At 65.6% G+C, this 25,862-nt stretch carries 24 protein-coding genes and 2 tRNA genes; 11 read left to right on the top strand and 15 right to left on the bottom strand.

The window, feature by feature from the left end; all coding sequences use genetic code 11:
• The first annotated feature begins 395 nt into the window (after positions 1 to 395).
• Positions 396 to 761 (top strand): DUF262 domain-containing protein, encoded by a 366-nt coding sequence (locus ACFFDA_RS21745; RefSeq protein WP_404479366.1) that lies wholly within the window; start codon positions 396 to 398, stop codon positions 759 to 761.
• On the opposite strand, the gene ACFFDA_RS21740 is transcribed toward ACFFDA_RS21745, so the two are convergent.
• Positions 721 to 1,545: an IS5 family transposase gene (locus ACFFDA_RS21740; protein WP_404477960.1), complete on the bottom strand. Its 825-nt coding sequence runs from the start codon at positions 1,543 to 1,545 to the stop codon at positions 721 to 723. The genes ACFFDA_RS21745 and ACFFDA_RS21740 overlap by 41 nt on opposite strands.
• On the opposite strand from ACFFDA_RS21740, the gene ACFFDA_RS21735 reads away from it, so the two are divergent.
• Together ACFFDA_RS21735 and ACFFDA_RS21730 are read left to right on the top strand one after the other, a co-directional pair.
• A complete protein-coding gene (locus tag ACFFDA_RS21735; RefSeq protein ID WP_404479365.1) occupies positions 1,502 to 2,350 on the top strand; it encodes a hypothetical protein in 849 nt (282 codons plus the stop codon). The genes ACFFDA_RS21740 and ACFFDA_RS21735 overlap by 44 nt on opposite strands.
• Positions 2,347 to 3,015 carry a HEPN domain-containing protein gene (locus tag ACFFDA_RS21730; RefSeq protein ID WP_404479364.1) on the top strand — a complete coding sequence of 223 codons (669 nt, stop codon included), beginning with the start codon at positions 2,347 to 2,349 and terminating at the stop codon, positions 3,013 to 3,015. The genes ACFFDA_RS21735 and ACFFDA_RS21730 overlap by 4 nt, the downstream gene beginning before the upstream one ends.
• A 321-nt stretch (positions 3,016 to 3,336) precedes the next feature.
• On the opposite strand, the gene ACFFDA_RS21725 is transcribed toward ACFFDA_RS21730, so the two are convergent.
• From ACFFDA_RS21725 to ACFFDA_RS21700, 6 genes are all read right to left on the bottom strand, one after another.
• Positions 3,337 to 7,506, bottom strand: coding sequence for a molybdopterin-dependent oxidoreductase (locus ACFFDA_RS21725; RefSeq protein ID WP_404479363.1), 4,170 nt, complete (start codon positions 7,504 to 7,506; stop codon positions 3,337 to 3,339).
• Positions 7,507 to 7,708: 202 nt separating this feature from the next.
• The gene (locus tag ACFFDA_RS21720; RefSeq protein WP_404479362.1) at positions 7,709 to 9,412 is read right to left on the bottom strand and encodes a cytochrome c biogenesis protein DipZ; all 1,704 of its coding nucleotides are present in this window, start codon (positions 9,410 to 9,412) and stop codon (positions 7,709 to 7,711) included.
• Positions 9,413 to 9,515: 103 nt separating this feature from the next.
• Positions 9,516 to 9,589, bottom strand: a tRNA-Gly gene (locus ACFFDA_RS21715).
• A 143-nt stretch (positions 9,590 to 9,732) separates the two neighbouring features.
• On the bottom strand, positions 9,733 to 11,211 hold the full coding sequence (locus ACFFDA_RS21710; protein WP_404479361.1) for a diguanylate cyclase: 1,479 nt from the start codon (positions 11,209 to 11,211) through the stop codon (positions 9,733 to 9,735).
• A gap of 91 nt (positions 11,212 to 11,302) precedes the next feature.
• Complete coding sequence (locus ACFFDA_RS21705; RefSeq protein ID WP_404479360.1) at positions 11,303 to 12,079, bottom strand: enoyl-CoA hydratase/isomerase family protein; 777 nt, start codon at positions 12,077 to 12,079, stop codon at positions 11,303 to 11,305.
• Complete coding sequence (locus ACFFDA_RS21700) at positions 12,076 to 12,876, bottom strand: enoyl-CoA hydratase-related protein (RefSeq protein ID WP_404479359.1); 801 nt, start codon at positions 12,874 to 12,876, stop codon at positions 12,076 to 12,078. Before ACFFDA_RS21700 ends, ACFFDA_RS21705 begins: the two co-directional genes overlap by 4 nt.
• A gap of 71 nt (positions 12,877 to 12,947) precedes the next feature.
• Between ACFFDA_RS21700 and ACFFDA_RS21695 the strand changes: the two genes are divergently transcribed.
• The 3 genes from ACFFDA_RS21695 (at position 12,948) to ACFFDA_RS21685 (ending at position 14,676) form a co-directional block, all read left to right on the top strand.
• Positions 12,948 to 13,364, top strand: a complete 417-nt coding sequence (locus tag ACFFDA_RS21695) for a secondary thiamine-phosphate synthase enzyme YjbQ (protein WP_404479358.1) — start codon at positions 12,948 to 12,950, stop codon at positions 13,362 to 13,364.
• Between the two features lie 251 nt (positions 13,365 to 13,615).
• On the top strand, positions 13,616 to 14,290 hold the full coding sequence (locus ACFFDA_RS21690) for a CDP-alcohol phosphatidyltransferase family protein (RefSeq protein ID WP_404479357.1): 675 nt from the start codon (positions 13,616 to 13,618) through the stop codon (positions 14,288 to 14,290).
• A 161-nt stretch (positions 14,291 to 14,451) separates the two neighbouring features.
• Positions 14,452 to 14,676: a hypothetical protein gene (locus tag ACFFDA_RS21685; RefSeq protein ID WP_404479356.1), complete on the top strand. Its 225-nt coding sequence runs from the start codon at positions 14,452 to 14,454 to the stop codon at positions 14,674 to 14,676.
• Between the two features lie 74 nt (positions 14,677 to 14,750).
• Here the strand turns inward: ACFFDA_RS21685 and ACFFDA_RS21680 are convergent, their stop codons facing one another.
• The 3 genes from ACFFDA_RS21680 to wecB form a co-directional block, all read right to left on the bottom strand.
• A complete protein-coding gene (locus tag ACFFDA_RS21680) occupies positions 14,751 to 15,278 on the bottom strand; it encodes a CHAP domain-containing protein (protein WP_404479355.1) in 528 nt (175 codons plus the stop codon).
• 158 nt (positions 15,279 to 15,436) lie between these two features.
• Positions 15,437 to 16,753: a UDP-N-acetyl-D-mannosamine dehydrogenase gene (gene wecC, locus ACFFDA_RS21675; RefSeq protein ID WP_404479354.1), complete on the bottom strand. Its 1,317-nt coding sequence runs from the start codon at positions 16,751 to 16,753 to the stop codon at positions 15,437 to 15,439.
• Entirely contained in the window at positions 16,740 to 17,864 is a 1,125-nt protein-coding gene (gene wecB, locus ACFFDA_RS21670; RefSeq protein WP_404479353.1) for a non-hydrolyzing UDP-N-acetylglucosamine 2-epimerase, read from the bottom strand. The genes wecC and wecB overlap by 14 nt, the downstream gene beginning before the upstream one ends.
• 124 nt (positions 17,865 to 17,988) lie before the next feature.
• On the opposite strand from wecB, the gene dcd reads away from it, so the two are divergent.
• The 3 genes from dcd to ACFFDA_RS21655 all read left to right on the top strand — a co-directional run bounded on the left by dcd (position 17,989) and on the right by ACFFDA_RS21655 (position 19,567).
• A complete protein-coding gene (gene dcd / locus ACFFDA_RS21665; protein ID WP_404479352.1) occupies positions 17,989 to 18,543 on the top strand; it encodes a dCTP deaminase in 555 nt (184 codons plus the stop codon).
• 100 nt (positions 18,544 to 18,643) lie between these two features.
• Positions 18,644 to 19,222: a DoxX family protein gene (locus tag ACFFDA_RS21660; RefSeq protein ID WP_404479351.1), complete on the top strand. Its 579-nt coding sequence runs from the start codon at positions 18,644 to 18,646 to the stop codon at positions 19,220 to 19,222.
• A gap of 269 nt (positions 19,223 to 19,491) precedes the next feature.
• Positions 19,492 to 19,567, top strand: a tRNA-Val gene (locus tag ACFFDA_RS21655).
• Positions 19,568 to 19,643: 76 nt separating this feature from the next.
• Here the strand turns inward: ACFFDA_RS21655 and ACFFDA_RS21650 are convergent.
• The 5 genes from ACFFDA_RS21650 to ACFFDA_RS21630 all read right to left on the bottom strand — a co-directional run bounded on the left by ACFFDA_RS21650 (position 19,644) and on the right by ACFFDA_RS21630 (position 23,782).
• On the bottom strand, positions 19,644 to 20,168 hold the full coding sequence (locus tag ACFFDA_RS21650) for a Dps family protein (protein WP_404479350.1): 525 nt from the start codon (positions 20,166 to 20,168) through the stop codon (positions 19,644 to 19,646).
• 122 nt (positions 20,169 to 20,290) lie between these two features.
• The gene (locus ACFFDA_RS21645; RefSeq protein WP_404479349.1) at positions 20,291 to 20,641 is read right to left on the bottom strand and encodes a response regulator transcription factor; all 351 of its coding nucleotides are present in this window, start codon (positions 20,639 to 20,641) and stop codon (positions 20,291 to 20,293) included.
• A 125-nt stretch (positions 20,642 to 20,766) separates the two neighbouring features.
• Positions 20,767 to 21,420, bottom strand: a complete 654-nt coding sequence (locus ACFFDA_RS21640) for a response regulator transcription factor (RefSeq protein WP_404479348.1) — start codon at positions 21,418 to 21,420, stop codon at positions 20,767 to 20,769.
• Positions 21,417 to 22,907, bottom strand: coding sequence for a sensor histidine kinase (locus ACFFDA_RS21635; RefSeq protein ID WP_404479347.1), 1,491 nt, complete (start codon positions 22,905 to 22,907; stop codon positions 21,417 to 21,419). The genes ACFFDA_RS21640 and ACFFDA_RS21635 overlap by 4 nt, the downstream gene beginning before the upstream one ends.
• A gap of 134 nt (positions 22,908 to 23,041) precedes the next feature.
• Positions 23,042 to 23,782 carry a sensor histidine kinase gene (locus ACFFDA_RS21630; RefSeq protein WP_404479346.1) on the bottom strand — a complete coding sequence of 247 codons (741 nt, stop codon included), beginning with the start codon at positions 23,780 to 23,782 and terminating at the stop codon, positions 23,042 to 23,044.
• 135 nt (positions 23,783 to 23,917) lie between these two features.
• On the opposite strand from ACFFDA_RS21630, the gene ACFFDA_RS21625 reads away from it, so the two are divergent.
• Positions 23,918 to 25,558 (top strand): FAD-dependent oxidoreductase, encoded by a 1,641-nt coding sequence (locus ACFFDA_RS21625; RefSeq protein ID WP_404479345.1) that lies wholly within the window; start codon positions 23,918 to 23,920, stop codon positions 25,556 to 25,558.
• Positions 25,555 to 25,857: a UBP-type zinc finger domain-containing protein gene (locus tag ACFFDA_RS21620; protein ID WP_404479344.1), complete on the top strand. Its 303-nt coding sequence runs from the start codon at positions 25,555 to 25,557 to the stop codon at positions 25,855 to 25,857. The genes ACFFDA_RS21625 and ACFFDA_RS21620 overlap by 4 nt, the downstream gene beginning before the upstream one ends.
• The last annotated feature ends 5 nt before the right edge of the window (positions 25,858 to 25,862 follow it).

The raw sequence follows: 25,862 nt of genomic DNA, 5'->3' as shown, positions 1-25,862 counted from the left end.
CCATCGAGGTTCCGCACTTCGACTTGCCGGTCATCATGACTTTCAACGCTGCCTTGTGGGCGATGATAATAGCTGTCGCGCTCGCGGTATTCTGATCGCAGCTTCGTTTTTCAGTATCGATTTGAGGGGTTGCCCAAGGGTCTTTGTGGACGGCTCGATGTCTGCGGGGGATCTCTCCCGTCGTGGTCGGGACGGCAGCTTTGCGCCCTTTTCGGTCCTTCGTCCTTCTTCGACCTTGGCCTGAAACCGGCCGTTCGTTGCGCCGCAGCGAAGGGAGGTAGAGGCGAAAGCTAGTCATTTGCGGCGTCGAGCATGAAGGGCAAACTTGTCGCTCAGCACGAATGGCTCTAGTGTGATAGCGATTACAACAACTTCGTCGCTCACACAGGTGCCCAATGGATGTAACGAAAATATCTTCCGAGCTAAAGCAGCAACGAAGAACAGTTGGGTTTGATACCTACGACATCACTACAAAGCAACTATTGGATATGGTTGCTGAAGGGCAGATAAAGGTTGCACCAGACTATCAACGGCATTTCGTTTGGAAGTCGGATAGAGAGTCGGCGTTAATTGAGTCCGTGTTTCTAGGCATTCCCGTGCCCAGTCTATTCATGGCAACAAACGAGGACTCAAGCTGGGAGTGCATCGACGGTCTTCAGAGGATCACAATGCTTACGAACTTCGTTAGACCGCAGTTTCGCTCAGAGTCTGTTTGGAAAATCAGGGGTGAGCGTTTCGGCGTAGGAGATTGCCGCCCATAGCGACGAGGATCATGGCCTGCGAGACGTCGATGCGCTTCTCGTAGTCACGGACCAATCGGCGCCATCGGATCATCCAGCCAAAGGTCCGCTCGACGACCCATCGTCGGGGCAGCACCTTGAAGCCCTGCTGCTGATCGCTGCGTCGAATGACCTCGACGACGAAATCCAGATAGCTTGCCTTGTCCATGAGCTTGAGGCGGTCATAGGCGCCATCGGCGAAGAGATGTTTGATCCAGGGCCAGCGTTTGCGGATGCCATCGAGGATGGTCTGAGCGCCCGCGCTGTCCGAAATGTCCGCAGTGGTCAGGTTGACCATCAGCAGCCGCCCATCGGTATCGACGGCGATATGCCGCTTGCGCCCGACAACCTTCTTGCCTGCGTCGAACCCACGCTTTTCTGCCGATGGCGCCTTGACCGACTGGCTGTCGATCACTGCTGCGCTCGGACTGGCCTCTCGCCCTTGGCGCTCGCGATCGAGCATCAGTTCGATGTCGTGGATTGTCTGGAACAGGAACCTGCGAGCCAGTTCCCGGAACCAGCCATAGACTGTCTGCCATGCCCCGAAATGGATCGGCAGCATCCGCCAGCCACAGCCCGAACGAACAAGGTAGCGCACGGCGTTGATCACCTCGCGAAAATCCACCTCGCGTGGACGGCCCCGGCGCCCCGGCTTGGGCATCAGGGGCGCCAGGCGATCCCATTCTTCATCGGTCAGATCACTGGGATAGCGCTTCGTCTTCTTGGCAATTTGGGCCATTCGCCCTCGGCTCTGCTGGGTCCACATCCAGAGCCTGAATCAGACGCAGAGCCTCGCGACAACCCCCGGCAACGATTTTCCAAACAGCCTCTCAGGCATCGAAAACATTTCGACACATGAGCTGACGATCGGCGGCCTTGAAAAGGTTCCAAGCTTAAATGGAAAGAAATTCTCTGACCTTCCTGAGACACTAAAGCTCAACTTCTTAACGAGACCCATTAGGATAACGGTTCTCAATGATCTGAGTGATTACCAAGTGAGATTCGACCTATTTGAGAGGCTGAACACCGGAGGCATAATCCTGCACCAGCAGGAAATCCGAAATTGCGTGTTTCAAGGTGAGTTTAACGAATTCATCAAATCGTGCGCCGCCGATGAGCGCTTGGAAAAAGTGTTCAAAAAATCAAATCGTGAAGGCCGCGGTAACATGGAGGAGGTCATACTCAAGTTCTTCGCGTATTTTGAGAAAAGAGAAGAGTTCAAGCACTCAGTAAAAGAATTTTTAAACACCTATATGGAAGAAAAGACGAGGTCTTTCAAAAACAAGAAGGCACTGACTAAACTTTTTGACGAAATGATAGATGTTTTGTCAAGCGAACTCCCCGATGGCGTAGTTCGAAGCGAAAGAAAGAACACTACACCGTTACTACTGTTTGAAGCTGTGTCTGTTGGAGTCGCTGACGTACTCAGCGCGGGAAATAAAATCAATAAAAATGCCCTTCGCGCCGTACTGGACAATGAGGATCTTAAAAAGGCAACTGCGGGCGGAACGAATAGTAACCCTAAATTGTTGCGAAGAATTGAGATCGTTAGGGAGGCCGTTTCTAAATGAGCTTTGCCGACGCCCAGCTAGAGGTGCGCGGCAGGTTCACGGAAGCTCTCCAAGTGATAAATCGGCTGGACCCCGGCTCATCCCAAAGTTTCGCCCCCTCAACTGACCCGGACAAGGCGTTGCGTGGTCTACTGCTTGTTGCGATTTACTCAGCGATGGAAAGAGGGGTTAATGCCTACGTTGAAGAGGCGTTGGCGGTTGCCACGTCTCACGGATCGCGCGTCAAAAACTGCATCCCAGAAGTTCAGGCAATTTTTCACTACCCGAAAATACAATCGCTTCGCGATTGCTCCGATGATAATTCATTGACTAAGTCTATTGAGCTATTTTCCATGCTCACTCAGGATCTTGAATTCAGCCTTTCAAGTAACCCATTTTCAGCGCGTCTTCAGAATGTTGATGGCTCCACTATGGAGCAGTGCTGCAAGTCTCTCGGTGTGCCTAACTTTAGAATTGGTGTAATGGAGAAAGGCCGATTGAATAATCTTCGTGAGCGACGAAATGCGGTGTCGCACGGCCGCGAGTCTTCGGTTCATGTTGGCGGAAGATTTTCCTTTGGAGAAATCCGAACCATGCACTCAATAGCGGACACAGAAGTTGAGAGATTCGGTTCGGCTTTGAAGGCTTTTTTTGAAGAGAAAGCTTACGAACTCAGCAATGTGTAGCATTTTCGCTCGTCGAACCATGCCCGCGTGATGGCCACCTCTCAGGTGCTGTGGTGCGAATGTTTCCTTCAACGGCTCGCATCGTAGTGCCCCAACCCGTCGACGAATGGCCTCAATGGACCGAAAGCGATTATGCGCTGACGCATGAACGTCCGCTTTCCTCATGGTTGGCGCCTAACCCGCCAGTCTCTTTACGGCCATTGGTCGCCATCGAACCATGGGCGGACGGCAGCTCGCGAGCACCTTATGGGCGTCCGGCCCGCGCTCTGCACTTCGCGGGTGCGGCAGCGGGTTCAGCCCCGAATTTATCGAGGCAGCCTGTCAATAAACATCCCGCAGGTAGCGCTTCTGCTGCCGCATCCGCGCGACGTAGTCCGCCGCCGCGTCTTCCGGCATGGCGCCGTGGATCGCTACCACGCGCTTCAGGGCCGTGTCGACGTCCCTGGCCATGCGGGAGGCATCGCCGCAGATGTAGAAATGGGCTCCCTCCTCCAGCCAGCGCCACAGGGTCGCTCCCTGCTCCAGCAGGCGATCCTGGACGTAGATCTTTTCGGCCTGGTCCCGGGAAAAGGCGAGGTCGAGGCGCGCGAGGTGGCCGTCCTCGTGCCAGGACAGGATCTCGTCGCGATAGTAGAAGTCGCTGGCCGCGTGCTGCTCGCCGAACAGCAGCCAGTTCGCGCCGCGGGCGCCCGAGGCCTGCCGGTCCTGCAGGAAGCCGCGGAAAGGGGCGATGCCGGTGCCGGGCCCTACCATGATGACGGGAGCATCGGCATCCGCGGGCAGTCGGAAATGGCCCGACGGCTGGACGAAGATGCGGGGCTGCGCGTCCGCTGCGCGATCGGCGAGGAAGGCGGAGCAGACGCCCTTGCGCTGCCGCCCGGCGCTTTCGTACCGCACGGTCGAGACCGTAAGCTGCACTTCGCTCGTGTGCACCTTGGGGCTCGACGATATCGAATAGAGGCGCGGCTGGAGCGGTTGAAGGAGGTCCACGAAGGCTTGCGGGGCGATCTGCGGGCACGCCTCGCGCAGGCAGTCGGCAACCTGGCGGCCCCAGAGCCAGGCGTCGAGTTCGCCTCGCCGGGCGCCGTCGAGCAAGGCGGTGAAGGGGGCATCGGGGACATGGGAGCCCAGTGCCTCCAGGAACCCGGAGGTCAGGCGCCCGATCTCGCAATGGCGGGCGAGCGCCTCGGCGAGCGGTACCTGACCGGCCTCCCTGACGTTCACGGGGGTCTGCGCGTCGGCACCCAGCAGGTCGACGATCTCCGTCACCAGTTCGGGACAGTTGACCGGCCAGACACCCAGCGCATCCCCTGCCGCGTAAGCCAGGCCGCTGCCGGTCAGGTCGAAACCGAACTGGCGCACTTCCTTGAGCGAGCCTTCGCCGCTGAGCAGTTTGTTGACCGTCAGCCGCGTCTCGACCGGATGCTTCCTGCCGGTGCGCTTCGCCGTATCGGGCAGGGTCTCCGGCGCGGCCGGGCGTTCCAGCAGGATCGTGGCGTCGGCATGGTCGGGGAAAGAAATGCGTCGCTCGCCCGGATCGCCCCCATCGAGGTGCGCTGCCACGCTTTCCAGCCACCCGAGGGCAGCCTCGTCGTAGTCCGGTTCGCAGTCCGTGCGCGCGGCGATGCGCCGAGCCCCGAGAGCTTCCAGCCGCGCATCGAGCTTGCGTCCGAAACCGCAGAATTCGCCGTAACTGGAATCGCCGAGGGCCAGGACCGCGAAGTGCAGGGTGTCCAGGCCGGGGGCGGTGTCGGCGCTCATCGCGCTCCAGAATGCGGTCGCGTTGTCGGGCGGGTCGCCATCGCCGAACGTGCTGGCGACGAGGACGGCGTGGCTGGCCCGAGCCAGGTCCGCGGGTGTGGCCTCGTCCATCGAGAGCAGGCGGGTCTTGCGGGCGCCGGCGGCCAGGCGTTGGTGACAGCGGGCGGCGAAGTCCTCGGCATTCCCCGTCTGCGAGGCCCACAACACCAGCACTTCGCCCGGAACCTGTCCTGTCGTCGGCGCGTCGAGCGGAGTGACATGGCCGATCGATGCTTCCACGGCCGGCCCCGGCAGCGGCGCACGGGCGAACAGGCCGGCAAGCAGGCCGTTGACGTAGTGCCGCCGCTCGGCGGCGAAGGGCGCGGCCAGCGGCAGCAGGGGGACGTTATGGCTGGGGAGCCCTTCCGGCGAACGCAACGCGGCCGTGAACCCCTCGAGATAGGCGCGTTCGTCGGCGGCCAGCGCGAGAGGCGCTCCGGGTGCCAGCCCCATCACGCGGGAGAAGGCGTCCAGGGCGGCGGAATGCGCGCAGGAAGCAGGGCGGGGATCGGGATATGGCGCTTGGGACATCGTCTTCACCACACTCGGTTCTGACAGGCCCCGATCGGCAGGGCCGGAAACGCGCGTCAGCGCGACGGCGGAGAACTTGAACTCGGGTTGCAGCGAGATCGGATCGACCGCATCGCTGGTGACGGCATTGATCGCCAGGTCCTCGCCGAACACATCGTTCCAGTGGAACGGCGCGAAGCAGTTGCCCGGCCGTACCCGGTCGGTGACGACGGCGGGCAGAACCGCGCGCCCGCGACGGGATCGCACTTCCACCCGGTCCCGTTCGGTGATGTTCAGGGCGGCGGCATCCTCGGGGTGGATTTCGACGAAGGGGCCGGGATTGAGCTTGTTCAGCTTGTCCACTTTCCCGGTCTTGGTCAGGGTGTGCCACTGGTGCTGCAGCCGGCCGGTATTGAGGATCAGCGGGTACTCGTCGTCGGGCATGTCCGCCGGGGCCATGTGCGGGCGGGCAAGGAAGAACGCCCTGCCGTGCTCGGTCGGGAAGACGGGCGCGGCGCCTGCGTCGGCGAGATAGCGGATCGGGTTGCGGTCGGACGCGCTTTCGGGCGGGCACGGCCATTGCATCGGGCCCTGGCGCAGCCGTTCGTGGCTGGCGCCGCGAATGTCGTAGCCGGTGCGTGGATTGGCGAAGCTGCGGATCTCCTCGAAGACTTGCGCGGCGCTGCCATACGTGAACGCCTCGGCATAACCCATCGCGCAGGCGACGCGGGCGATGATCTCCCAGTCCGGCATGGCCTCGCCCGGCGGATCGATGGCCTTTTCCATCAGAGTGAGGTTGCGCTCGGAATTTATCATCACGCCTTCCGCCTCGGCCCAGAGCGCGCCCGGCAGGACGATGTCGGCGAAGCGGTTGGTCTCGGTATCGAGATAGGCGTCCTGGGTGATGACCAGCTCGGCCGCCTCCAGCGCGGCGATCACCGTCTTGCGGTTGGCCATGCTGGCGACAGGGTTGGTGCAGATGATCCAGCAGGCCTTGATCCGGCCCGCCACCATGTCCTCGAACAGCGAGACGGTGCCGGCCCCCGCCTCGACGCGCAAGGTCCCGCGCGGGAGGGTCCAGATGTCCTCGACGAAGGCGCGGTCGGCCTCGCTGGTCGTCGCGCGCTGGCCGGGAAGGCCGGGGCCCATGTATCCCATCTCGCGCCCGCCCATCGCGTTGGGCTGGCCGGTCAACGAGAGCGGACCGCTGCCCGGCCGGCAGATCGTGCCCGTGGCCAGATGCAGGTTACACACGGCATTGGTGTTCCAGGTGCCGTGGGTGCTCTGGTTGAGGCCCATGGTCCAGCAGCTCATCCACGCGCCGGCATCGCCGATCATTGCGGCCGCCCGGCGCAGGTCCGCTTCCGCGATTCCGGTCACCGAGGCGACATGCGCGGGCGGATAGTCCGCCAGTAACGCCGGCATGGCATCCCAGCCCTGGGTATGAGCGGCAATGAAGGCCTCGTCGATCGTCCCCGCCTCGACCAGCAGGTGAAGGAGGCCGTTCAGCAGCGCGAGATCGGTGCCGGGGCGGACTTGCAGGAACAGGTCGGCCTTTTCGGCGGTGGCATTGCGGCGCGGGTCGACGACGATCAGCTTCGCGCCGGCCTTCACCCGGTCCATCATGCGCAGGAACAGGATCGGGTGGCAGTCGGCCATGTTGGCGCCGATCACGAAGAAGAGGTCGGCCTTGTCGAAGTCCTGGTAGGAGCCGGGCGGCCCGTCCGCCCCCAGCGACAGCTTGTAGCCGCTTGCCGCGCTCGCCATGCACAGGCGCGAATTGCTCTCGATGTTGTTGGTGCCGATGAAGCCCTTGCACAGCTTGTTGGCGAGGTACTGCGCCTCGAGCGACATTTGCCCGGATACGTAGAACGACACTGCGTCGGGCCCATCGCGATCGATGATCCGGCGCAGGCCCTGCGCTGTGCGGTCGATCGCCTCGTCGATCGGGATGGCGCCCTGGTCGCGGCTGCCTTCCATGCGGGCGTAGGCCCTGTCGGCACGGCCTTCGGCACCGATCGGCTCGTTGCAGGTCCTGCCCTTGGTGCACAGGCGGCCGAAGTTGGTCGGATGGGTCTTGTCGCCTGCGACCTTGACGACCCGGCCGTCCTCGACGTCCATGACGATACCGCAGCCGACGCCGCAGTAGGGACATGCGCTTTTGACGGTCTTCCTGTTCACGCGTGGTTCCCATAACGAAAAAGGCGCCACCGACCTGTCCCCTGAGGGACGGTCGATGGCGCCTTTGCCGAGCTTGCTTGCCCTTGCGGGCCTTAAGGTTCGAGTCGGCCGCATCATTGCGGAAGACGATTTGACTTGCCCTATATGTACCGGGAGACGGGGCCTCTCGACAAGCGGTTTTTGCGCTGCAGCATCAGAATGGTCAGCCGAAGGTGAAAGCGTAGGCCTGCGTGCCGGGGTCGAGGAACTCGATCACGAAGTCGCGCTCACGCGCCTGCTTCTGGCGGACGAGCTGGTAGAGGCGGTGGTCGCCGATCACGCCTTCCCCCAGCGCGTCGACATCCATGCCGTGATCCGCGCCGGGCGGGGCACCGTCGAGAGTGATGCGAAACCGCACAGGTTTGCCACCCGATCCGAGGACGAGATTGAGGTCGCGCGCGCGGAAGCGGTAGGCGATGCGCGCGCCCGCACCGGCGTCGACGGCCTGCTTCGCCTGCACCGTCCAGCGCCCGCCCAGGCTCCAGCCATTGAGCGCGCGGGCACCCAGCGCATAGTCCTTCGTCTTGTCGTGCGCGAAGCCGCCGGGCGATGCGAAGCCCTGGGCGCGGCGATAGCCGATGTACGTCTCGCGCGAGGCGACGACGGCGCCGCGCGCGGCCTGGGCTCCGCCGGGGGCGATGGCGACGATGTCCTGCGCAACGGGGGCGCCGCGAGCCTCCGCCAGAAGCCGTTGGATGATCCTCTCCGATTCGGCGTAGCTGCCCTCGCCGAAGTGATGGGCCCGGATCTGCCCTTTTGCGTCGATGAAGTAATGCGCGGGCCAGTACTTGTTGCCCAGCGCGCGCCACACCGCGAAGTCGTTGTCCAGCGCCACGGGATACGTGATGCCCAGATCGCGCACCGCCTTGCGGACGTTGGCCGGGTCCTTCTCGAACGCGAACTCGGGCGAATGGACGCCGATCACGACGAGCCCCTGGTCCCGGTATTTTTCCGCCCAGGCGCGCACATAGGGCAGGGTGCGCAGGCAGTTGACGCAGCTATAGGTCCACACGTCGATCAGCACGACCTTGCCCTTGAGCTGCGCGGGCGAGAGCGGGGGCGAATTGATCCAGCCGGTGACCCCGACGAGCGGCGGCATCCGGCCTTCGACCGCAAGCGTGGCGGGTCCGCGCGGCTGATCGGCGCCGGCCATGCCGAGCGAGGCGAGCAGGCGCTGCTCGATGCGGCTGGTGCTCGATTGCGACAGGCGGCTGAGCACGCCGGTATCGGCGCCCAGCGCGATCGCGGCGACGGCGACCAGCACCGCGGCGCCCAGCACTTGCCTGACGCGTTGTCCCACGCCGATGGAGCGCTTCATCAGCGCGAAGACCCGCCCCCCGGCCAGCAGGGCAAGCGCCAGCGACGTCGCCGCGCCGGCGGCATAGGCCAGCAGCAACAGGCTGGTCGCCAGGCTCGCGCCCTGTAGTGCCGCTCCCGTCAACACGAGGCCCAGGATCGGCCCGGCGCACGGCGCCCACAACAGCCCCGTGGCAATGCCGATGAGGAAGGATGAGCCGACTTCGGACCCCACCGCTCCCGACCGCTGCGAGAGACGTGCGCCCCAGTCCACGAGCGGGCGCGTCAGGCGGTCCGAAAGGCCGGGCAGCAGCAGGGTCAGCCCGAACAGCGCCAGCAATGCCAGCGCGAGACCGCGGCCGAGCTGGTTGGCCTGGACCGCCCAGCCGCCACCGACTGCCGCAAGCGTCGCCACCGCCATGAACATCGCAGCCATGCCGACCAGGAGTGGCAGCCCGTTGGTCGCGAAACGCCCTCCGGCCCGCGCGAACACGAAAGGCAGCACGGGCAGAATGCACGGGCTCACGATCGTCAGGGCGCCGCCGAGATAGCTCAGGATGTAGAGAAGCATGCCAGGGCGAATCCAAGAGCCGGCCTTGGCGGATAGCCGCCGGCGATGACCCGCTATACTCGCTGTCGCGTCATGAGCCGCATGTGAATGGCTGCCGGGGCGGTGGAGCGGGTGAAGGGAATCGAACCCTCGTCGTAAGCTTGGGAAGCTTCTGCTCTGCCATTGAGCTACACCCGCGGTTGAATGACTTTCGTCGTTTCAGGTCCGCCATTTTCAGTGCGTCGGCACCGATGCATCGGCCTAGTGCCACGACGATGGCCGCGCCGTCAACGTCTCGTTTGGTGGAGTGGAACGATCCCGTTCCGCGTCCGCCGTGCAGGTCAGGCTGCCCTGCCGTCGCGGGGAGGAGGCCCCGACTTTACAACGCGCAAGGCCGGCGCGACGCGGTGGACGACCTGGTTCCGGCCGTTTCTCTTGGCGTCGTAGAGCGCGGCGTCGGCCGACGAGACGAAAGCCGCGAGGTCGTTGTCGTGTATTTGTGCGCAGACGAGGCCGATGCTGATCGTGACGATCCCCGCTCCGTGGGCGGCGGGTAGCAGCAGGCCTTCGACCGACGCACGCATCCGTTCCGCCACGATCGCCGCATCCTGCGGCTCGACGTCGATCAGGACCGCTGCGAATTCCTCGCCACCGTGGCGCGCGACGAGATCCAATTCCCGGCGGGCGCATTCGGCCAGCGCGAGAGCGACGCTGCGCAGCCTGTCGTCGCCCACCGAATGGCCGAAACGGTCGTTCAACTGCTTGAAGTGGTCGATGTCGATCATCAGCAGGGCGAGCCGTCCTCGCACCTGATCGCGGCGCTTCCATTCGCGCTGCAGCACTTCGTCGAAGCGGCGGCGGTTGGGGATGCCGGTGAGGGCATCGACGTGCGAAAGCCGGGTTAGCTGGTCCTGCTCCTCGAAGTTGCGCAACTGCACCAGCACCGTGCGCAGACCATAGCCGAGCGACGCGGCGACACATCCGCTGATCGCCATCCTGGGGTCGAAGGAAACCAGCAGGACCGACACCGTCAGCAGCGTCAGCGGGATCGCAAGGGGGCTGCCGGCACGGACCACGCGAGCGAACTTGCGCGGCTTCGGCGCAACCGCGCTGCTTGCCCTGGGAAGCGCTGGCGTGAGCGCCAGCCAGATCAGCAGCATGAACGGAAGGTCGACGATGAGGTCCGGCCAACTGCCGTAGTCGCTATCGGCTTCGAAGTGGTTCATGTAGCCGGCGCAGACCAGGTATGTCAGCGCATAACCCATCGCGGCACGGAAGAACCCGTATCGCGCCCCAGGCCGGGCCAGGAAGCGCATCACCGCGAAAAGCGCGATGTACCCGTTCTCGATGTCGAACATCAATTGCAGGGCGGGCAGCTTGCCGGGCGAGTTGCTCAGGTGATTTACATAGACGTAGAACAGATAGCCCAACGCCGCAGCCAGCATCGCATCCACGAGCCGTACCTGCCACTTCTCGTCCTCGGGGCTTGCCAGTGCGAAGATCAGCGGCACGCCGTAGAGAACGTAGAGCAGCATGCTCACCCGCTCCTCGGTGGTGATGTCGAGGTAAAGCATGGCGACCATCGTTGCCGCCATGCCGCCTGCCCAGCACAGCAGCGCCAGGCCCAAGGGCAGCCAGCCTTCGAGCCCCTCCTTCACGCTGCGATGGAGGCAGGCCAGTCCCGCAAGGAACGGCGCGGCGATCAACCATGCGAACGACACTTCGGTCGCCCGGTCCCGTGCCACCGCGACCGTTCCGGCGTGTGCGACCAAGAACAGGATCGGAAGTGTTGCAGTGACGGTCGACGAAGCGTGCCGCATGATTCTTTCCCAGGACAGGGCACTGTCCCATGCTCGTTCTGCCACAAGCGTATTGAGCCAAAGTTAATTACCGCTTTTGTCAAGAAAGCGACTATCGACTTTCGCTCGCCGGATCTTTCCGACGCCGTTCATGGCCTTCGCGCATCAGGCGCGCGAATTCGGGACGTCCGGTCGTCTGCAGGTGCCGGGCTGTTTCGACATCCACGTAAGCGCCGATGGAAAGGGTTTCCGCGGAAAGGCAGTTGGCCTTCGTCAGGCGCAGTGCCAGCGGATCGCGGTCGGCCAGGGCCTCGGCGAGGGCCAGGGTTTCGGAGTGCAGCGCCTCGGGCGCGAAAAGCCGGGTCAGGAGACCGAGGCGATGCGCTTCCTCGCCTCCGAAACGGTCGGGGAAGAACAGCAGTTCGCGCGCCCTGGCCCCGCCGACGATGCGCTCGAGGCTCCAGGCGAGGCCCATGTCGCCCGAGACGCCGACGGCGAGGAAGGCGGTGGAAAAGCGGGCCCGCGGCGTTCCGAAACGCAAGTCGCAGGCCAGCGCCCACCCCATGCCTGCCCCCGCGCAGCCGCCGTCGATCGCCGCGATCGTGACTTGCGGCATCGTGTGGAGCAAAGTGGAGGCATGGTAGATCGCGGCGTCCGGCGGCGCCGGGCGGGTGGCTTCCCCGGCGGGCGCGGCGATGTCCGCGCCCACGCAGAAGTTCTCGCCCGCGCCGCGCAGCACCAGGACGCGGGCGTCGCTCGCGGCGATTTCGCGCACCGTTTCATGCAACGCCTCGCACATCGCCCCGGTCACGCCATTGCGGCGGTCGGGCCGGTCGAGCGTGACCAGCGCGATCGGCCCGCGCCTCTCGCAGCGGACGGTTGCAGTCATTGCGGGTCGGCCCAGGCGGGCGCGCGCTTCTCGAACAGGGCCTTGCCGCCTTCGCGCGCGTCCGGGCCGGAAAGCATCGCGCGCACTTCGGGCAGGGCGAACATCGCTGCGTTGGAGGCCTCCATGCCGAGGTCGTAGTACGATTGCAGCACGGCCTTGGTGGCCATGATCGAGGAGGGCGAGCAGGCGATGATCTCGTCCGCCCAGCGCCGGGCGGCGGCCATCAGATCCGCGTCGGGCACGACTTCGGCCACCATGCCCCATTCCAGCGCCTGTGCTGCAGGAATGCGGCGTGCGGTGAGGAGCAGGGCGTGGGCGCGCTTGGGGCCGAGTTCCTGAACGACGCGCTGGATGCCGCCGCCCAGCGCCGCGAGGCCGACTCTCGGCTCGGTCAGCCCGAAGCTGGCGCCTTGCGCCGCCACGATCACGTCGCAGGCGAGCGCCGCTTCGAACCCGCCGCCGAGCGCGAAGCCGTTGACCGCCGCGATCACCGGCTTGCGGCGGCCGAAGCGCCAGACGAGGCCGGCGAATCCGGTCTGCGGAACCGGCATGCCCTGGAACGCGCGCGGGTCGGCCTTGTCGAACGGCGTGCGCAAGTCCGCTCCGGCGGAGAAGGCCCGGTCGCCCACGCCCGTCAGGATCGCGACCCAGAGGGACGGGTCGGCCTCGAAGCTGTCGAAGACTTCGCCCAGTTCGAAGTTGGCTTCGCCATGCAGGGCGTTGCGCATCTCGGGGCGATCGATCGTCACGGTCATGACGTGGCCGTCGATCTCGACCTTGCAGAACTGTGTTGCCATGGTTCCCAACTCTTTCCATCCATCTCGCCGCGGTTGATTGCAGCGACGCTTGGCTGCAGGATCGTGGCGCAATGAGACAGGCCTCGACCATCCTTTCCTTCGAAACGCCGGGTCGCGGCTTCGTCGATATCACGAGGGCGATGGCGGCCTGGCTGGGCGGCAGCGGCATCGAGGAGGGCCTGCTGACCCTGCTTTGCCGCCACACCTCGGCTTCGCTGCTGATCCAGGAGAACGCCGCGCGCGAGGTGCGCACGGACCTCGCCGCCTGGTTCGACCGGCTGGCGCCCGAGGGTAGCCACTATGCGCACGACGACGAGGGCCCGGACGACATGCCCGCCCATCTCCGGGCGACCTTGACCGGCGTGAACCTGCAGATCCCGGTGATGGCCGGTCGCATGGCGCTGGGCACATGGCAGGGGATCTACCTTGCCGAGCATCGGCGCATGCCGCACCGACGGCAGGTTGCCGTCCATCTGATCGGGCAGTGACCGCGCGAGGGAGGGCCCGGGGCTGGCGGCGCTTCCAGGATTTGCAAGACCATCGCGTGAACTCCTCGCCCCTTCCAGGAAGCGGAAAATCCGGCTTCGTCCAAGCCCGGGCGGGCGGCATTCCCCAGTGTGACGATAATCTGACGGAATCGGAGCGTTTCGACCGGAAAGCGCCCCTCGTGAGCGACGAAACGGGGGAGTCCGGAGCCGGTTTGCCTTGCCAAGTAATCGACTTGTCACAATAAGGCGCAATGCAGGAAAATCGCATTGCTCCCCCCGCTCGAATCCAGCAGAATGTCCTGGCTATCGGAGAGCGACGCCTTCTCAACTGGCTCTGCGCGCGGATGCCGGCCTGGGTGAAGCCCGACCAGTTGACCGCAGTGGGTATGGTCGGCGCGATCCTGATCTTCGCCGGCTACGCGACCAGCCTGCTTGACGAGGACTGGCTGTGGCTTTGCATGCCCGGCTACTTGCTGCACTGGTTCGGCGATTCGATGGATGGCAGCCTTGCCCGCTTCCGGCATATCGAGCGGCCGCGCTACGGCTATTTCCTCGACCATAGCTGCGATGGCATCGCCACTTTCCTCATCCTGCTCGGCATCGGGGTCAGCCCTTATGTCCGGCTCGAGGTCTCGCTGATCGCGATGGTCGGCTACCTGCTGCTGTGCATCCATGCCTTCCTGGCAGTGCGGGTGCTGGGCGAGATGCGGCTGTCCTACCTCTCCGCCGGCCCTACCGAACTGCGGCTCATCCTGATCTCGCTGACCTTCGCGATGCTCATCTTGGGCGACAAGCAGCGCGACATGGAGGCGATGACCGGGTTCGACTGGTTTGTCGGCGGCGTCGGCTGCGTGCTCATCACCATCTTCGTGGTGCAGACCTTCCAGTCCGCCCGCAAGCTGGCCCTGATCGAACCGGCGAAGTGATCCCGCCGAACTGATCCTGGCGTTGTCCAGGAACTGATTCGGGACCGGGGCGCGTTCATGGCAACTTCAGATGCACTCGTGTCTGGAGCGAGATGGCGGGTGCGACGCCGTGGCCTCTGGCCGCCTCGACCGGACGTGTGTCCGGCAAGGATCAAAGAAACGTGAAGACGACCAGCATGACTCTCCTCGCCGCCCTGGCGCTTGGTGCCCTGTCGCCCTCGCTCGCGACGGCGCAAGCCGCCAAGCCCGCGGCGCATTCGGCGACCGCCGGCAAGCCGTTGGCCAGGAAGGTTGCCGCGAAGAAGGGAACCGGGAAAAAGACGCAGAAGAAGGCCACCTGCCGCAACCAGTTCAGGCAGGGCAAGAAGGTCCGGGTCTGCAAGTAGGGTTTTTGGGGCGTCGCTTCGGCGCGCCCCAATCCTCTGGCCGATCCTCCCGAGCCCGGGAGGACGATGCCGGATCAGCCCGCTGCGGGGAGATCCGCGAAAGCGGTTTCGAAGCGCTCGTGGTTCGGCTTGACGGCAGGCTCGGCATCCTGCGTGCCGGGTGCGTAGATGAAGCCGAAGGCCGGGCTGGCGCGCAGGCCGAGTGAGTGGGTGGGCGCGTACCAGACGCGCACGTTGCTCCAGTCACCCTTTTCCGACACGTCCTCGGCCATGGCCGAAGTCTCGATCATGCCGGGGCGCGACCAGTTGGCGTGGTTCAGGACGACGTGGCGTTCGTCGACGATCTTCTTGACGACCGCGACATGACCGACGCGCATCGCGCCGGTGGCCTTGAAGACCAGCACCGAGCCGGTGCGCGGGGTCTGGCCACGCTGGTAGTTACCTTCGGCCTGCGACCACCAGGTGGCGGCATTGCCGTGCAGGTCGATGCCCGAGTTGGCCCTTGCATAAGGCACGCACTGGAGAGGCTGCGCGATCGCCGGAGTCGCCACGGTGGCTGCGAGCGACATTGCAAGTGCGGCGATTACGGGAACCATTCTCATGGCTGAGTGTTATAACGGCCATGTCTTGTTGCGATAGCGAAGGCGCCTGCCAGCCGCCGCGCCTCTGCAACGGTTCATCGTTCAATTCGCCGGTTCGTCCACAGCAATGAAATGATTGGCCGAATCGGATATTCCCCCTCCCCGTGCGGGGGAGGAAATCAGCCCGCCGCCAATGCCAGTTTCGCGGCCTCCTCGCGCACGACGCGCGGCTGGTCTGCCCAGATGCCGCGGGTGTCGTAGACCAGCTTGTTGGCGCGCTCGGCCAGCGGGACCACGCGGAAGACGTCGTGATCGACGAGCACGATGAGAATGTCGCAGGTCTCCAGCGCCTCGTCGATGTCGATGTGGGTGACGCCGGTGTCGGTGAATTCGATCGGAAGTTCCGCCGCGTAAGGTTCCACCACCGCCATGCGCGCGCCTAGCTTGCGGGCGAGGCGGCTGGCGACGAAGCGCGCCGGGCTTTCGCGGAAGTCGTCGATGTTGGCTTTGAAGGCGAGGCCCAGGCACGCCACGCGCGCGTCCGGGTGAGCTTCGACCAGGGCTTCGGCCTTGGCGACGACATGGTGCATCTTGCCGTCGTTGACGCCGCGCGCGGTACGGATCAGCGGGGTTTCTTGCGGGGCCGAGTGGACGATGAACCAGGGGTCGACCGCGATGCAGTGGCCACCCACGCCCGGGCCGGGCGAAAGGATGTTGACGCGCGGGTGGCGGTTGGCGAGGCGGATCACTTCCCACACGTCCAGGCCCATGCGGTCCGACACCATCGACAACTCGTTGGCGAAGGCGATGTTGACGTCGCGGTAGGCGTTCTCGACCAGCTTGGTCATCTCGGCCGAGCGGGCGTCGGTGGTGACGCATTCGCCGCGCACGAAGCGCTTGTAGAAGGCCAGCGCCTTGCGCGCGCAACGCGGGGTGATGCCGCCGATCGAGCGGTCGTTGTTGGTCAGCTCCTCGAGGATGCGGCCGGGCAGCACGCGCTCGGGGCAGTAGGCGATCGAGATGTCGGGGGTCTCGCGGGTGAGGCCCGGAATCTTCAGGTCGGGGCGCATCTGCGCGATCATGTCGCGCATCTTCTCGGTAGTGCCGACCGGGGATGTCGATTCCAGGATCACCACGTCGCCTGCCTTGAGCGCCGGTGCGATCGTGCGGCCGGCGGCGAGGACGTAGGAGATGTCGGGGGCGTGGTCGCCTGAATCGTCTTTCTCGAAGGGCGTGGGCACGGCGATGACGAAGACGTCGGCCGGCGCCACCTCGATCGAGGCGGAGAGCAGCCCGCGCGCGACGACGCCCTGGACGAGGCCGTCGAGATCGACTTCCTCGATGTGAATTTCGCCGCGGTTGATGGTGTCCACCACCTTCTGCGACACGTCGAGGCCGAGTACCTTGCAGCCTGCGCGCGCGATCACGGCGGCGGTGGGAAGTCCGATGTAGCCGAGGCCGACGACACAGACACTGGGCTTGTTATCCGATTTCATGCGCAAGCAGCTCCACGATTCGGCGCGAAGTCTGCCCATCCCCGAACGGGTTGTGGGCGCGCGCCATGGCCTCGTAGGCCTTTGTATCGTCCAACAGGGTTGATAATTCGGTAACGATGCGCCGTGCGTCGGTGCCGACCAGCTTCGCGGTGCCGGCCGCGACGCCCTCGGGACGCTCGGTGGTCTCGCGCATGACGAGGACGGGCTTGCCGAGCGCGGGGGCTTCCTCCTGCACGCCGCCCGAATCGGTCAGCATGATCTCGGCGATGGCCAGCAGGCGGGCGAAGTGCGGGTAGTCCAGCGGCTCGATCAAGGCGACGTTGTCGAGGCCGGCGAGCGCGCCGTTCATCACCTTGCGCACGTTGGGGTTGAGGTGGACCGGGAAGATCACCGCCACGTCGGGGCGCTGCGCGATCTCGCGGATGGCCTGGGCGATCTGTTCCATGCCCTCGCCGAAGTTCTCGCGGCGGTGGCTGGTCACGCCGATGATGCGCTTGCCGGCGAACTTCGCTTCGAAGGGCGCAAGGCCCGCCGCAAGCGCAGGGTTGCGCTCGATTTCGGCCGTCACCCACTGGAGCGCGTCGATCACCGTGTTGCCGGTGACGTGGACGCGGGTTGCGTCGACGTTCTCCTTGAGTAGCGCCGCTTCGCTGGTGGTGGTGGGCGCGAAGTGCAAGCTGGCCATGGCGCCGATGATCTTGCGGTTCACCTCCTCGGGCCAGGGGTGGTAGATGTTGTAGGAGCGCAGCCCCGCCTCGACGTGATCGACCGGGACCTTGCGGTAATAGGCTGCCAGCGCTCCGGACATGGCGGTGGCGGTGTCGCCCTGGACTATCACGCGGTCCGGTTTCACCACGTCCATCACTTTGCCGAGCCCTATGAGCAGGTTGGCAGTGAGCGCGTCGAGCGTCTGGTCGGGCTGCATCACGTCGAGATCGTGGTCGGGCACGATCCCGGCGATTTCCAACACCTGGTCGAGCATCTGGCGATGCTGTGCCGAGACGCAGACCACGCACTCGAACCGGGGATCGGCCTTGAGCGCATGGACGACGGGGAAGAGCTTGATCGCTTCGGGCCGGGTGCCGAAGACCACGAGGATGCGTGCTGTCATGCGGGGCGGGATAACAGCGGAATGTTAAGCATGGAATAAGGAGTGGGCGATCGGCACCTTGGTCGGGACGACGAAAATGTGGGGGCCGGTGGACAAATGCCGCGTCTTGGGCAAAGCAGCCACCATGGCAATTCAGAGCGACAAGTGGATCCGCACCCAGGCCCAGACCCAGGGGATGATCGAGCCCTTCGTGGAGGCGCAGCGGCGCGACGGGTGCATTTCCTACGGCCTGTCCTCCTACGGCTACGACGCGCGGGTGGCGGACGAGTTCAAAATCTTCACCAACGTCGATTCGGCGGTGGTCGACCCCAAGAACTTCGACAGCAACTCTTTCGTTGACCGCAAGACCGACGTGTGCGTGATCCCGCCCAATTCCTTCGCGCTGGCGCGCACCGTCGAATACTTCCGCGTGCCCAAGGACGTCTTGGTGATCTGCCTGGGCAAGAGCACGTATGCGCGCTGCGGAATCATCGTGAACGTCACTCCGCTCGAGCCGGGCTGGGAAGGCCACGTCACGCTGGAATTTTCCAACACTACCCCGCTGCCCGCCAAGATCTACGCCAACGAGGGTGCCTGCCAGTTCCTGTTCCTGCAGGGCAACGAGCCGTGCGAGGTCAGCTATGCCGACCGCGCCGGCAAGTACATGGGCCAGCGCGGGGTCACGCTGCCAAGGCTTTGACGTCGTCCCGGACTTGATCCGGGATGACGCATGGCGCGCGGGGAACAAACCTCCGTCCCGTCCGCTTTTCCCGGCAACCATAATTGCCGGGAGACGTGCCGTGTCGAAGATCGCCGCCATAATCGGGCGCATCCTGATCGCCCTCATTTTCATCCTGTCCGGCGCGGGCAAGCTCATCGACATCGGCGGGACCGAGACCATGATCGTGGCCGCCGGCTTACCGTCGGGGCTGGCGATTCCCGCTGGGCTGTTCGAACTGCTGGCCGGACTGTGCCTTGCCGCCGGTTTCATGGTGCGGCTGGTCGCCGTCCTGCTGGCCGGTTTCGTGGCGTTGACGGTCCTGTTCTTCCACGCGCAGTTGGGCGATCCGATGCAGCGGGTCATGGCGCTCAAGAACTTCGCGATCATCGGCGGCCTGGCGCTTGCCTTCGCGCATAGCCAGATGTGGAGCCACTACTACGCCATTTCCCGCGAGCGCCGCGGCGAACTTGCGGCCCGCACCGCGGAGGAGCGCGTGCGCGATGCCGAATTGCGCGCAGCCAGGGCCGAGGCCCGCGCCGACGCCCTCGCGCAGGGCGGAGCGACGACGACCGCGGCCTACGAGCCACGCACGGTGGTGACCGACGTCAATCATGACGGCATTCCCGAAGTGCGCCGCCGTCGTTTCTTCGACTGGTAAGGCGCCTTTCCCAAGGGGTAACTTGACCTCCCGGCGGCCGGCGCTGACCATGCGTCCAAAGTCGGCGGGAGGCACCATGAGGCTCGAAGAACTCCTTGCCCGGGAGACGCCAGGCAGCCTTTTGAAGGATGCGGTCGCCAACTCCCAAGGCTGATGCCGCCCGGGCCGGGCGATTTGGCGAGAACCTGCTGCAAAGCGAAGCGCGTCTCGCCAACAGCCGGTTGACGGCGCGGAAGAATGGCGTAAAGGCACGGTTTCCGGCACAGGCCGGGCGGTTAGCTCAGTTGGTAGAGCATCTCGTTTACACCGAGAGGGTCGGGGGTTCGAGCCCCTCACCGCCCACCATTCCCCACCATGGCGACGCGGGATCGGCGTCCCTGGCGGGTGAGGCCCGGAAATCCCGGGCCCTTCCTAAAAGACCTCAGATGTGACCCGTGCGGCTGCTTTCGTAGAGGAACCATGCGCGGCGCTCGGTTTCGTCGATCCAGACTTCGAGGAGGCTGGCGGTGGCGATGTCGCGGTATTCGTCGCATAGCTCATGGACGCGGCGCATTTCGGCGACGAGCTGCCGGTTGTCGCCATGCAGCTCCGCCAGCATGCCTTGCGGATCGACGTATTCGGCGTTGTTGTCGAGCAGGCGCTGGTGGCTCGCGATGTCGGAGATCGAGCGGATCGTGGTGCCGCCCAGCTTGCGCGCCCGTTCGGCGACTAGGTCGGTCATAGCGAAGATCTGGTCGCCCTGCTCGTCCAGCAGCAGGTGGTAGTCGCGAAAGTTCGGGCCGCTCATGTGCCAGTGGAAATTCTTGGTCTTGAGGTAGAGCGCGAAAACGTCCGCGAGCAGCGCCTTGAGGCCGCCGGAGATGTCGCGGGTGGCTTCGGCACCGAGATCGGAGGGGGTGCCGAGCTTGCGGGCGGCGGGCGATACGATGGTGTGCTGGTCGGACAACGGACGTCTCCTTCGAAAATGCGCGGCGGGGTGGTGCCGGCAATCTCGCGAAGGTAGATGCAGGGCCCCGCCGCTCCCATCCACACCTAGGTATGGGGAATGCGGGCCGTGGCCGGGCCAGACTACTCCAGCACGGTCTCGATCGCTTCGAGCAGGGCGTCGGGGTCGATCGGCTTGGTCAGGAATGCCTTTGCCCCGCCGGCCATGGCCTGGCCGCGCGCGGCTTCGGTCGGGAAGGCCGTCATCAGGATGACCGGGAGCGGACAGCCGCGTCTGGCCAGTTCGGCCTGGAGTTCGAGGCCGGACATGCCCGGCATGTGCAGGTCGGTGACCACGCAGGCGAACGTCGCGCGGGCGTCCGAGCCGAGCAGGTCCTCGGCCCGCGCGAAACCGAGGCCGCGCATGCCTGCCGATCGCAGCAGGCTGTCCAAGCTGCCGCGCACTCCGGAATCGTCGTCGACGATCGCTATCAACGGGGGCGCTATCAGAGGGGGCGCTATCAGGGGGGAGGGGCAGACCACATCTTCTCCGGTGTATTCGGGCAAAACCCGTCGGAACCGCCCCCGTTCCAGGTGGCCCTACGCGCGCGCGATCGCCATCATACGGACGTGTTATAGCGACGTATGGACTCGTCCCGGATACCGAGGCGCTCGGCCATGCGGACGAGATCGGCAAGCGATTGCGCCTGCATCTTGCGCATCACGTTGCCGCGGTGGATCTTCACCGTAATCTCGGACAGGGCGAGGCGGGCGGCGACCTGCTTGTTCATCAGCCCGGTGACGACCAGCGCCATGATCTCGCGCTCGCGAGGCGTCAGGCTGCGGTGCGCCTCGCGCAGGGTGGAGGCCTCGTCCTGCAGAGCGCGGCGGGCCCGGTCGGCTTCGAGTGCCGCGCGGACCGCGCAGATCAGTTGCTCGTCGTCGAAGGGCTTGGGCAGGAAATCGACCGCGCCGGCGCGCATGGCCCGCACGGTCATGGGTATGTCGCCGTGGCCGGTGACGAGGATGACCGGGATCACCTTCCCTTCGGCCGCCAACCGTTCCTGGAACTCCAGCCCGTTCTCGCCCGAGAGGCGAATGTCGAGCACGAGGCAGGAGGCCACGTCCGGTACGCCCGCTGAGAGGAATTCCGCCGTCGAGGCGAAGAGTGCCACGTCGAACCCGCTCGATCGCAGCAGGCTGCCGATGCCGGAGCGCACTTCGGCGTCGTCGTCGAGCACGCAGACCAGCGCGGGAGTCGGTTCGCCGCTCATGCCGCCACGGCCTCGGACGCATAGGCAGCAGGCAGGCACAGCACGAAGGTGGCGCCGCCGCCGGGGTTGTTGCGGGCAGCGAGGGTGCCGCCGTGACGTTCCAGGATCGAGCGGCAGATCGCCAGCCCCATGCCCATGCCTTCATCCTTGGTGGTGAAGAAAGGGCGGAACAGCGCTTCGGGATCGCCGGTGATGCCGTGGCCGCAATCGCTGACTTCCACCACCAGGGCACTGCCGGCACGAACGGCGGTAAGGCACATCTGGCGGCGATCGGGCGGCAGGTCTGCCATCGCCTGCTGGGCGTTGAGCACGAGGTTCATCAGCACCTGCTGCAATTGCACCCGGTCGCCGTCGAGTGGAGGCAGGTCGGGTTCCACGGCGATCCGCAAGGTGACCTCGTGCGCCTGAAGGTCGCGCCGGAGCAGGGCTTCGGTTTCGTCTATCAGTGCTTCCAGGACAATGCTTTCGTTGCCGGGATCGGCCTTGCGCGCCAGTTCGCGGATACGCGCGATCACGTCGGCCGCGCGGGTGCCGTTGCTGGTAATGTGGTCGAGGCAGTCGGCGACTTCGGCGGCCTTGGGTGCCTCGCGTTCCAGCCAGCGCCGGCCGGACCGGGCATACGTGATGATCGCGGAGAGCGGCTGGTTCACTTCGTGCGCGATCGAGGCGGCGATCTGACCGAGCGTCGTAACCCGCGACATGTGGGTCAATGCGGCCTGCGACTGCGCGAGGCGCGCCTGGGCGCGATTGCGCTCGGTCACGTCGACGGCCATGATCAGCACGCGCTTCCAGCCGTGGTGATCCGGCGGCAGCGAGACTTGCAGCAGCACGTCGACCGCCTCGCCGGACCGGGTCAGGAACGAGGTTTCCACTTCCACTGCCGTTTCTCCGCGGAGCAGTCCCGAATAGATGCGTGCCAGCGATTCGAATGCGGCCGGGGTGGCGAAGTCGTCCACCGTGCCGCCAACCAGTTCCGCGCGGTCGGTCAGGCCGAACAGGCGCGCCGCCGCATGGTTGGCGTTGAGGACGCGGGCCGAGGCGAATGCCGCGTATACCACGCCTTCGTCGAGATCTTTCGTGGGATCGAGCGATGAGAAGGCGCCGGACCAGTCGGATTCCCAGATCGGAAAGCCCGCCGCCGTGAAGATCGTGCGATAGCGGGCGTCCGATCGTTCGCGCTCGGCGCTCTCGGCCAGCTGGCGCAGGAACAGCGCCGTGGTGACGCCCAGCGCGACGAGGCTCATTACCAGCCGCATGGCCGCCGAGCCGAGTGGGTCGTTCCAGTGCGAAGCGCAGTATCCCGCGACGGCCATCAGAGCGCACAGGCCTGCGGCCGACAGGATGAGCCGCCGCGAATGGGTGCGCCCTACCAGAACCACGACCGTGGTATAGAGCACGGCCACCGCGCCCTGCAGGGGGCTCAGCACGTCGAGCGCGAAGATGGCCAGAGCCAGGGTGGCGGCGGCGCCTGCGTAGAATCTGCTCACGAACGTCCGCGCCTCGGCATCGCCGTGCATTGCCGCCTCCTGCAACGAACCGAACCCGGGCCCGAGCGGCACGGTGCCGCCAGTTCGCTGTCGATGCAACCAGAACCTTCGGCGCGGACGGGGGCCGGGCGTGCTCATCGCAGCGGTACGGCCAGCACGATGCGGGTGCCCGGGCGGGCGTCTTCGCAGATCAGCGCCGCATCGATGCGGGCCGCGAGCATCCGCACCAGCCGCGTGCCGAAACCATCGTCACCGGTGGCCTTGCCCATCCCGGCGCCGATACCGGCACCATCGTCCTCGACGGTGAGGCGCAGCGCGTGGGCGCTCGCCAGCGAAAGGGCGATGCGCACTTCGCCCGGGGCCTGCGGCGGATAGGCATACTTGCAGGCATTGAGCACACATTCCGAGACGATGAGCCCGATCGCCGCGGCCAGGCGGGCCGGGACCAGGGCGGAATCGGTCGTGAGGCGCAGATGGCGGGCGGCGACGACGTCACAGCAGCCGGCCTCGATCTGGTGCGCCAGCGTCTGGAGATAGCCGCCGATCTCCACCAGGCCGCTTTCCGGCGTTCGGGTGAGCTGGCGATGCACGCCCGCGATAGCCCCGATCCGGCCCAGCATCCGGTCGAGCGCGAGGCGGGCCTGCGGGTCGGCCACGTCGCGTCGCTCGGCCGCGATCATGGCCATCAGAAGCTGGAGGTTGTTGGCGATGCGGTGATCGCTTTCGGCGCCCGTCCCGTCCGGGTCGGTGGCGCCCGGGATCGGGGTGGGGGTTTCCCGGTTCGACGAGCGTCGGGCCATCGGCATCGGGCTTTCCTTCCGGGGCTGGGTTGGCGTTACCGCTTCATCGCCGATGGTGACCGCGGCGGCCATCATACGCAGGTTTATGCGGGGCGCTTCGATCCGAAACCTGCGTATGATGGCGGCCTGGAAGCGGCGGCCCGATAGAGGAGCGGCCGGATGCGCCTTTACGAGGCATCGACGGCGGCGGCGCAGTAACGGAAGGCCGGCATGAGCACGATCGACACGCGCGAATACCAGATGTTCCCGGTGCTCAACGCACCCGAGATTGCCCAGGCTCGGCGCTTCGCCAGCGGCCCGGAACGCCGTTTCGCCCCCGGCGAGCCGGTCTATGCGATCGGCGACCGCGAATCGCCGACCTGGCTGGTGGTCGAGGGCGGCATCGAGGTCCTGCGCCGCGACGGATTGAGTCGCGAAGCACGCATCACCACGCACGGTCCCGGCCAGTTCACCGGCGAGATCAATCAACTCGCGGGCCGCCCCTCGATCGCCGGCGGCCGTGCCGGGTCCGAGGGGTGCACCGCGCTGCCGATCGATGCCGCGCACTTGCGGGCGCTTATGATCGGCTCGGCCGAGCTGGGCGAAACGGTCATGCGTGCGCTCATCCTGCGTCGTGTCGGGCTGATCGAGGAAGGCGGGGCGGGAACCGTGCTCATCGGCGTGCCGGGCAGCCCGGACGTGTTGCGGCTGGGCGAGTTCCTGCGCCGCAGCGGCTACCCTTACCTCGTCCTGGACGTGAGCGAGGATGGCGAAGGCAAGGCGCTGGTCGAGAGGCTGGGCGTCGCGCCGGACGAATATCCGCTGGTGGTCTGCCCCACCGGACCGATCCTGCGCCGACCGCGCGAAACCGAGCTGGCGGCCTGCCTCGGGCTCAGTTCGACGATCGATCCCGACGTGGTGCAGGACGTCGCCATCGTCGGCGCCGGGCCCGCGGGGCTTGCCGCGGCGGTCTATGCCGCGTCCGAGGGGCTTTCGGTGGTCGTCCTCGACGGGCGGAGCATGGGCGGGCAGGCCGGCGCCTCGGCGCGGATCGAGAACTACCTGGGCTTTCCGACCGGCATTTCCGGTCAGGCGCTGGCCGGCCGCGCCTTCAACCAGGCGCTCAAGTTCGGCGCGCAGATGGCGATCCCGGTCGAGGTCGATGGCCTCGACGTCGAGGGCGATCATTTGCGCCTCCGCCTGTCCGCCGGGCGCAGCGTCCAGGCACGTACCGTCGTGGTGGCCTCGGGCGCCCGCTATCGGCGGCCGCTGGTCGAGGGTTTGGAGCGTTTCGAAGGGGCAGGCATCTCGTATTGGGTCTCGCCCATCGAGGCGCGGCTTTGTGCGGGCGAGGAAGTCGCGCTCGTCGGCGGCGGCAATTCGGCGGGGCAGGCGGCGGTGTTCCTCGCGCCGCAAGTCAAGCGCCTGCACATGATCGTGCGGCGCGACCTTTCCGAGACGATGTCGCGCTACCTGATCGACCGGATATCCGGGCTGCCGAACGTCGAACTGCACGTCGGTGCGGAAGTGGTGGCGCTCGACGGGGATGCCGCCGGCGGCCTTTCCGGCGCGACCATCCGCCACCATGCCGACGACTCCCTCCATCACCGGGCCCTGCGCCACCTGTTCCTGTTCATCGGCGCCGATCCCAACTCGCAGTGGCTGCCCGATACGGTCGAGACGGACGCCGGGGGCTTCGTGGTCACGGGCCGGGGCGCGCAGCCGCTCGAGACCGGCATGCCGGGCGTCTTCGCCATCGGCGACGTGCGGGCCGGCTCGACCAAGCGCGTCGCCGCAGCCGTCGGGGAGGGCGCGGCGGTGGTCTCCCAGATCCACGCGATGTTCGCCGCCAATCGGAAGGAAACGCCATGACCGGCTGTTCGCATAGCTCGACGATCAAAGACGTCACCCCCAGTTCCAAAGGGTGCGAGGAGTGCCTGAAGATCGGTAGCCCCTGGGTCCACTTGCGCCTGTGCCGCACTTGCGGCCACGTCGGCTGCTGCGATCAATCTCCCCTTCGCCACGGCCGTGCGCATTTCCACGAGACCGGTCACCCGATCATCGAGGGCTACGATCCGCCCGAAGGTTGGGGCTGGTGCTGGGTGGACGAAGTCGAAGTGGACCTGCCGGACCAGACGCCGCAACTGGGCACCATCCCGCGGTTCTATTGAGGAGA

Origin of the sequence: Novosphingobium sp. BL-52-GroH (genome assembly GCF_044813085.1) — a bacterium.
Lineage (GTDB): Bacteria > Pseudomonadota > Alphaproteobacteria > Sphingomonadales > Sphingomonadaceae > Novosphingobium.
This window is presented reverse-complemented; position numbering and strand designations above follow the sequence as displayed.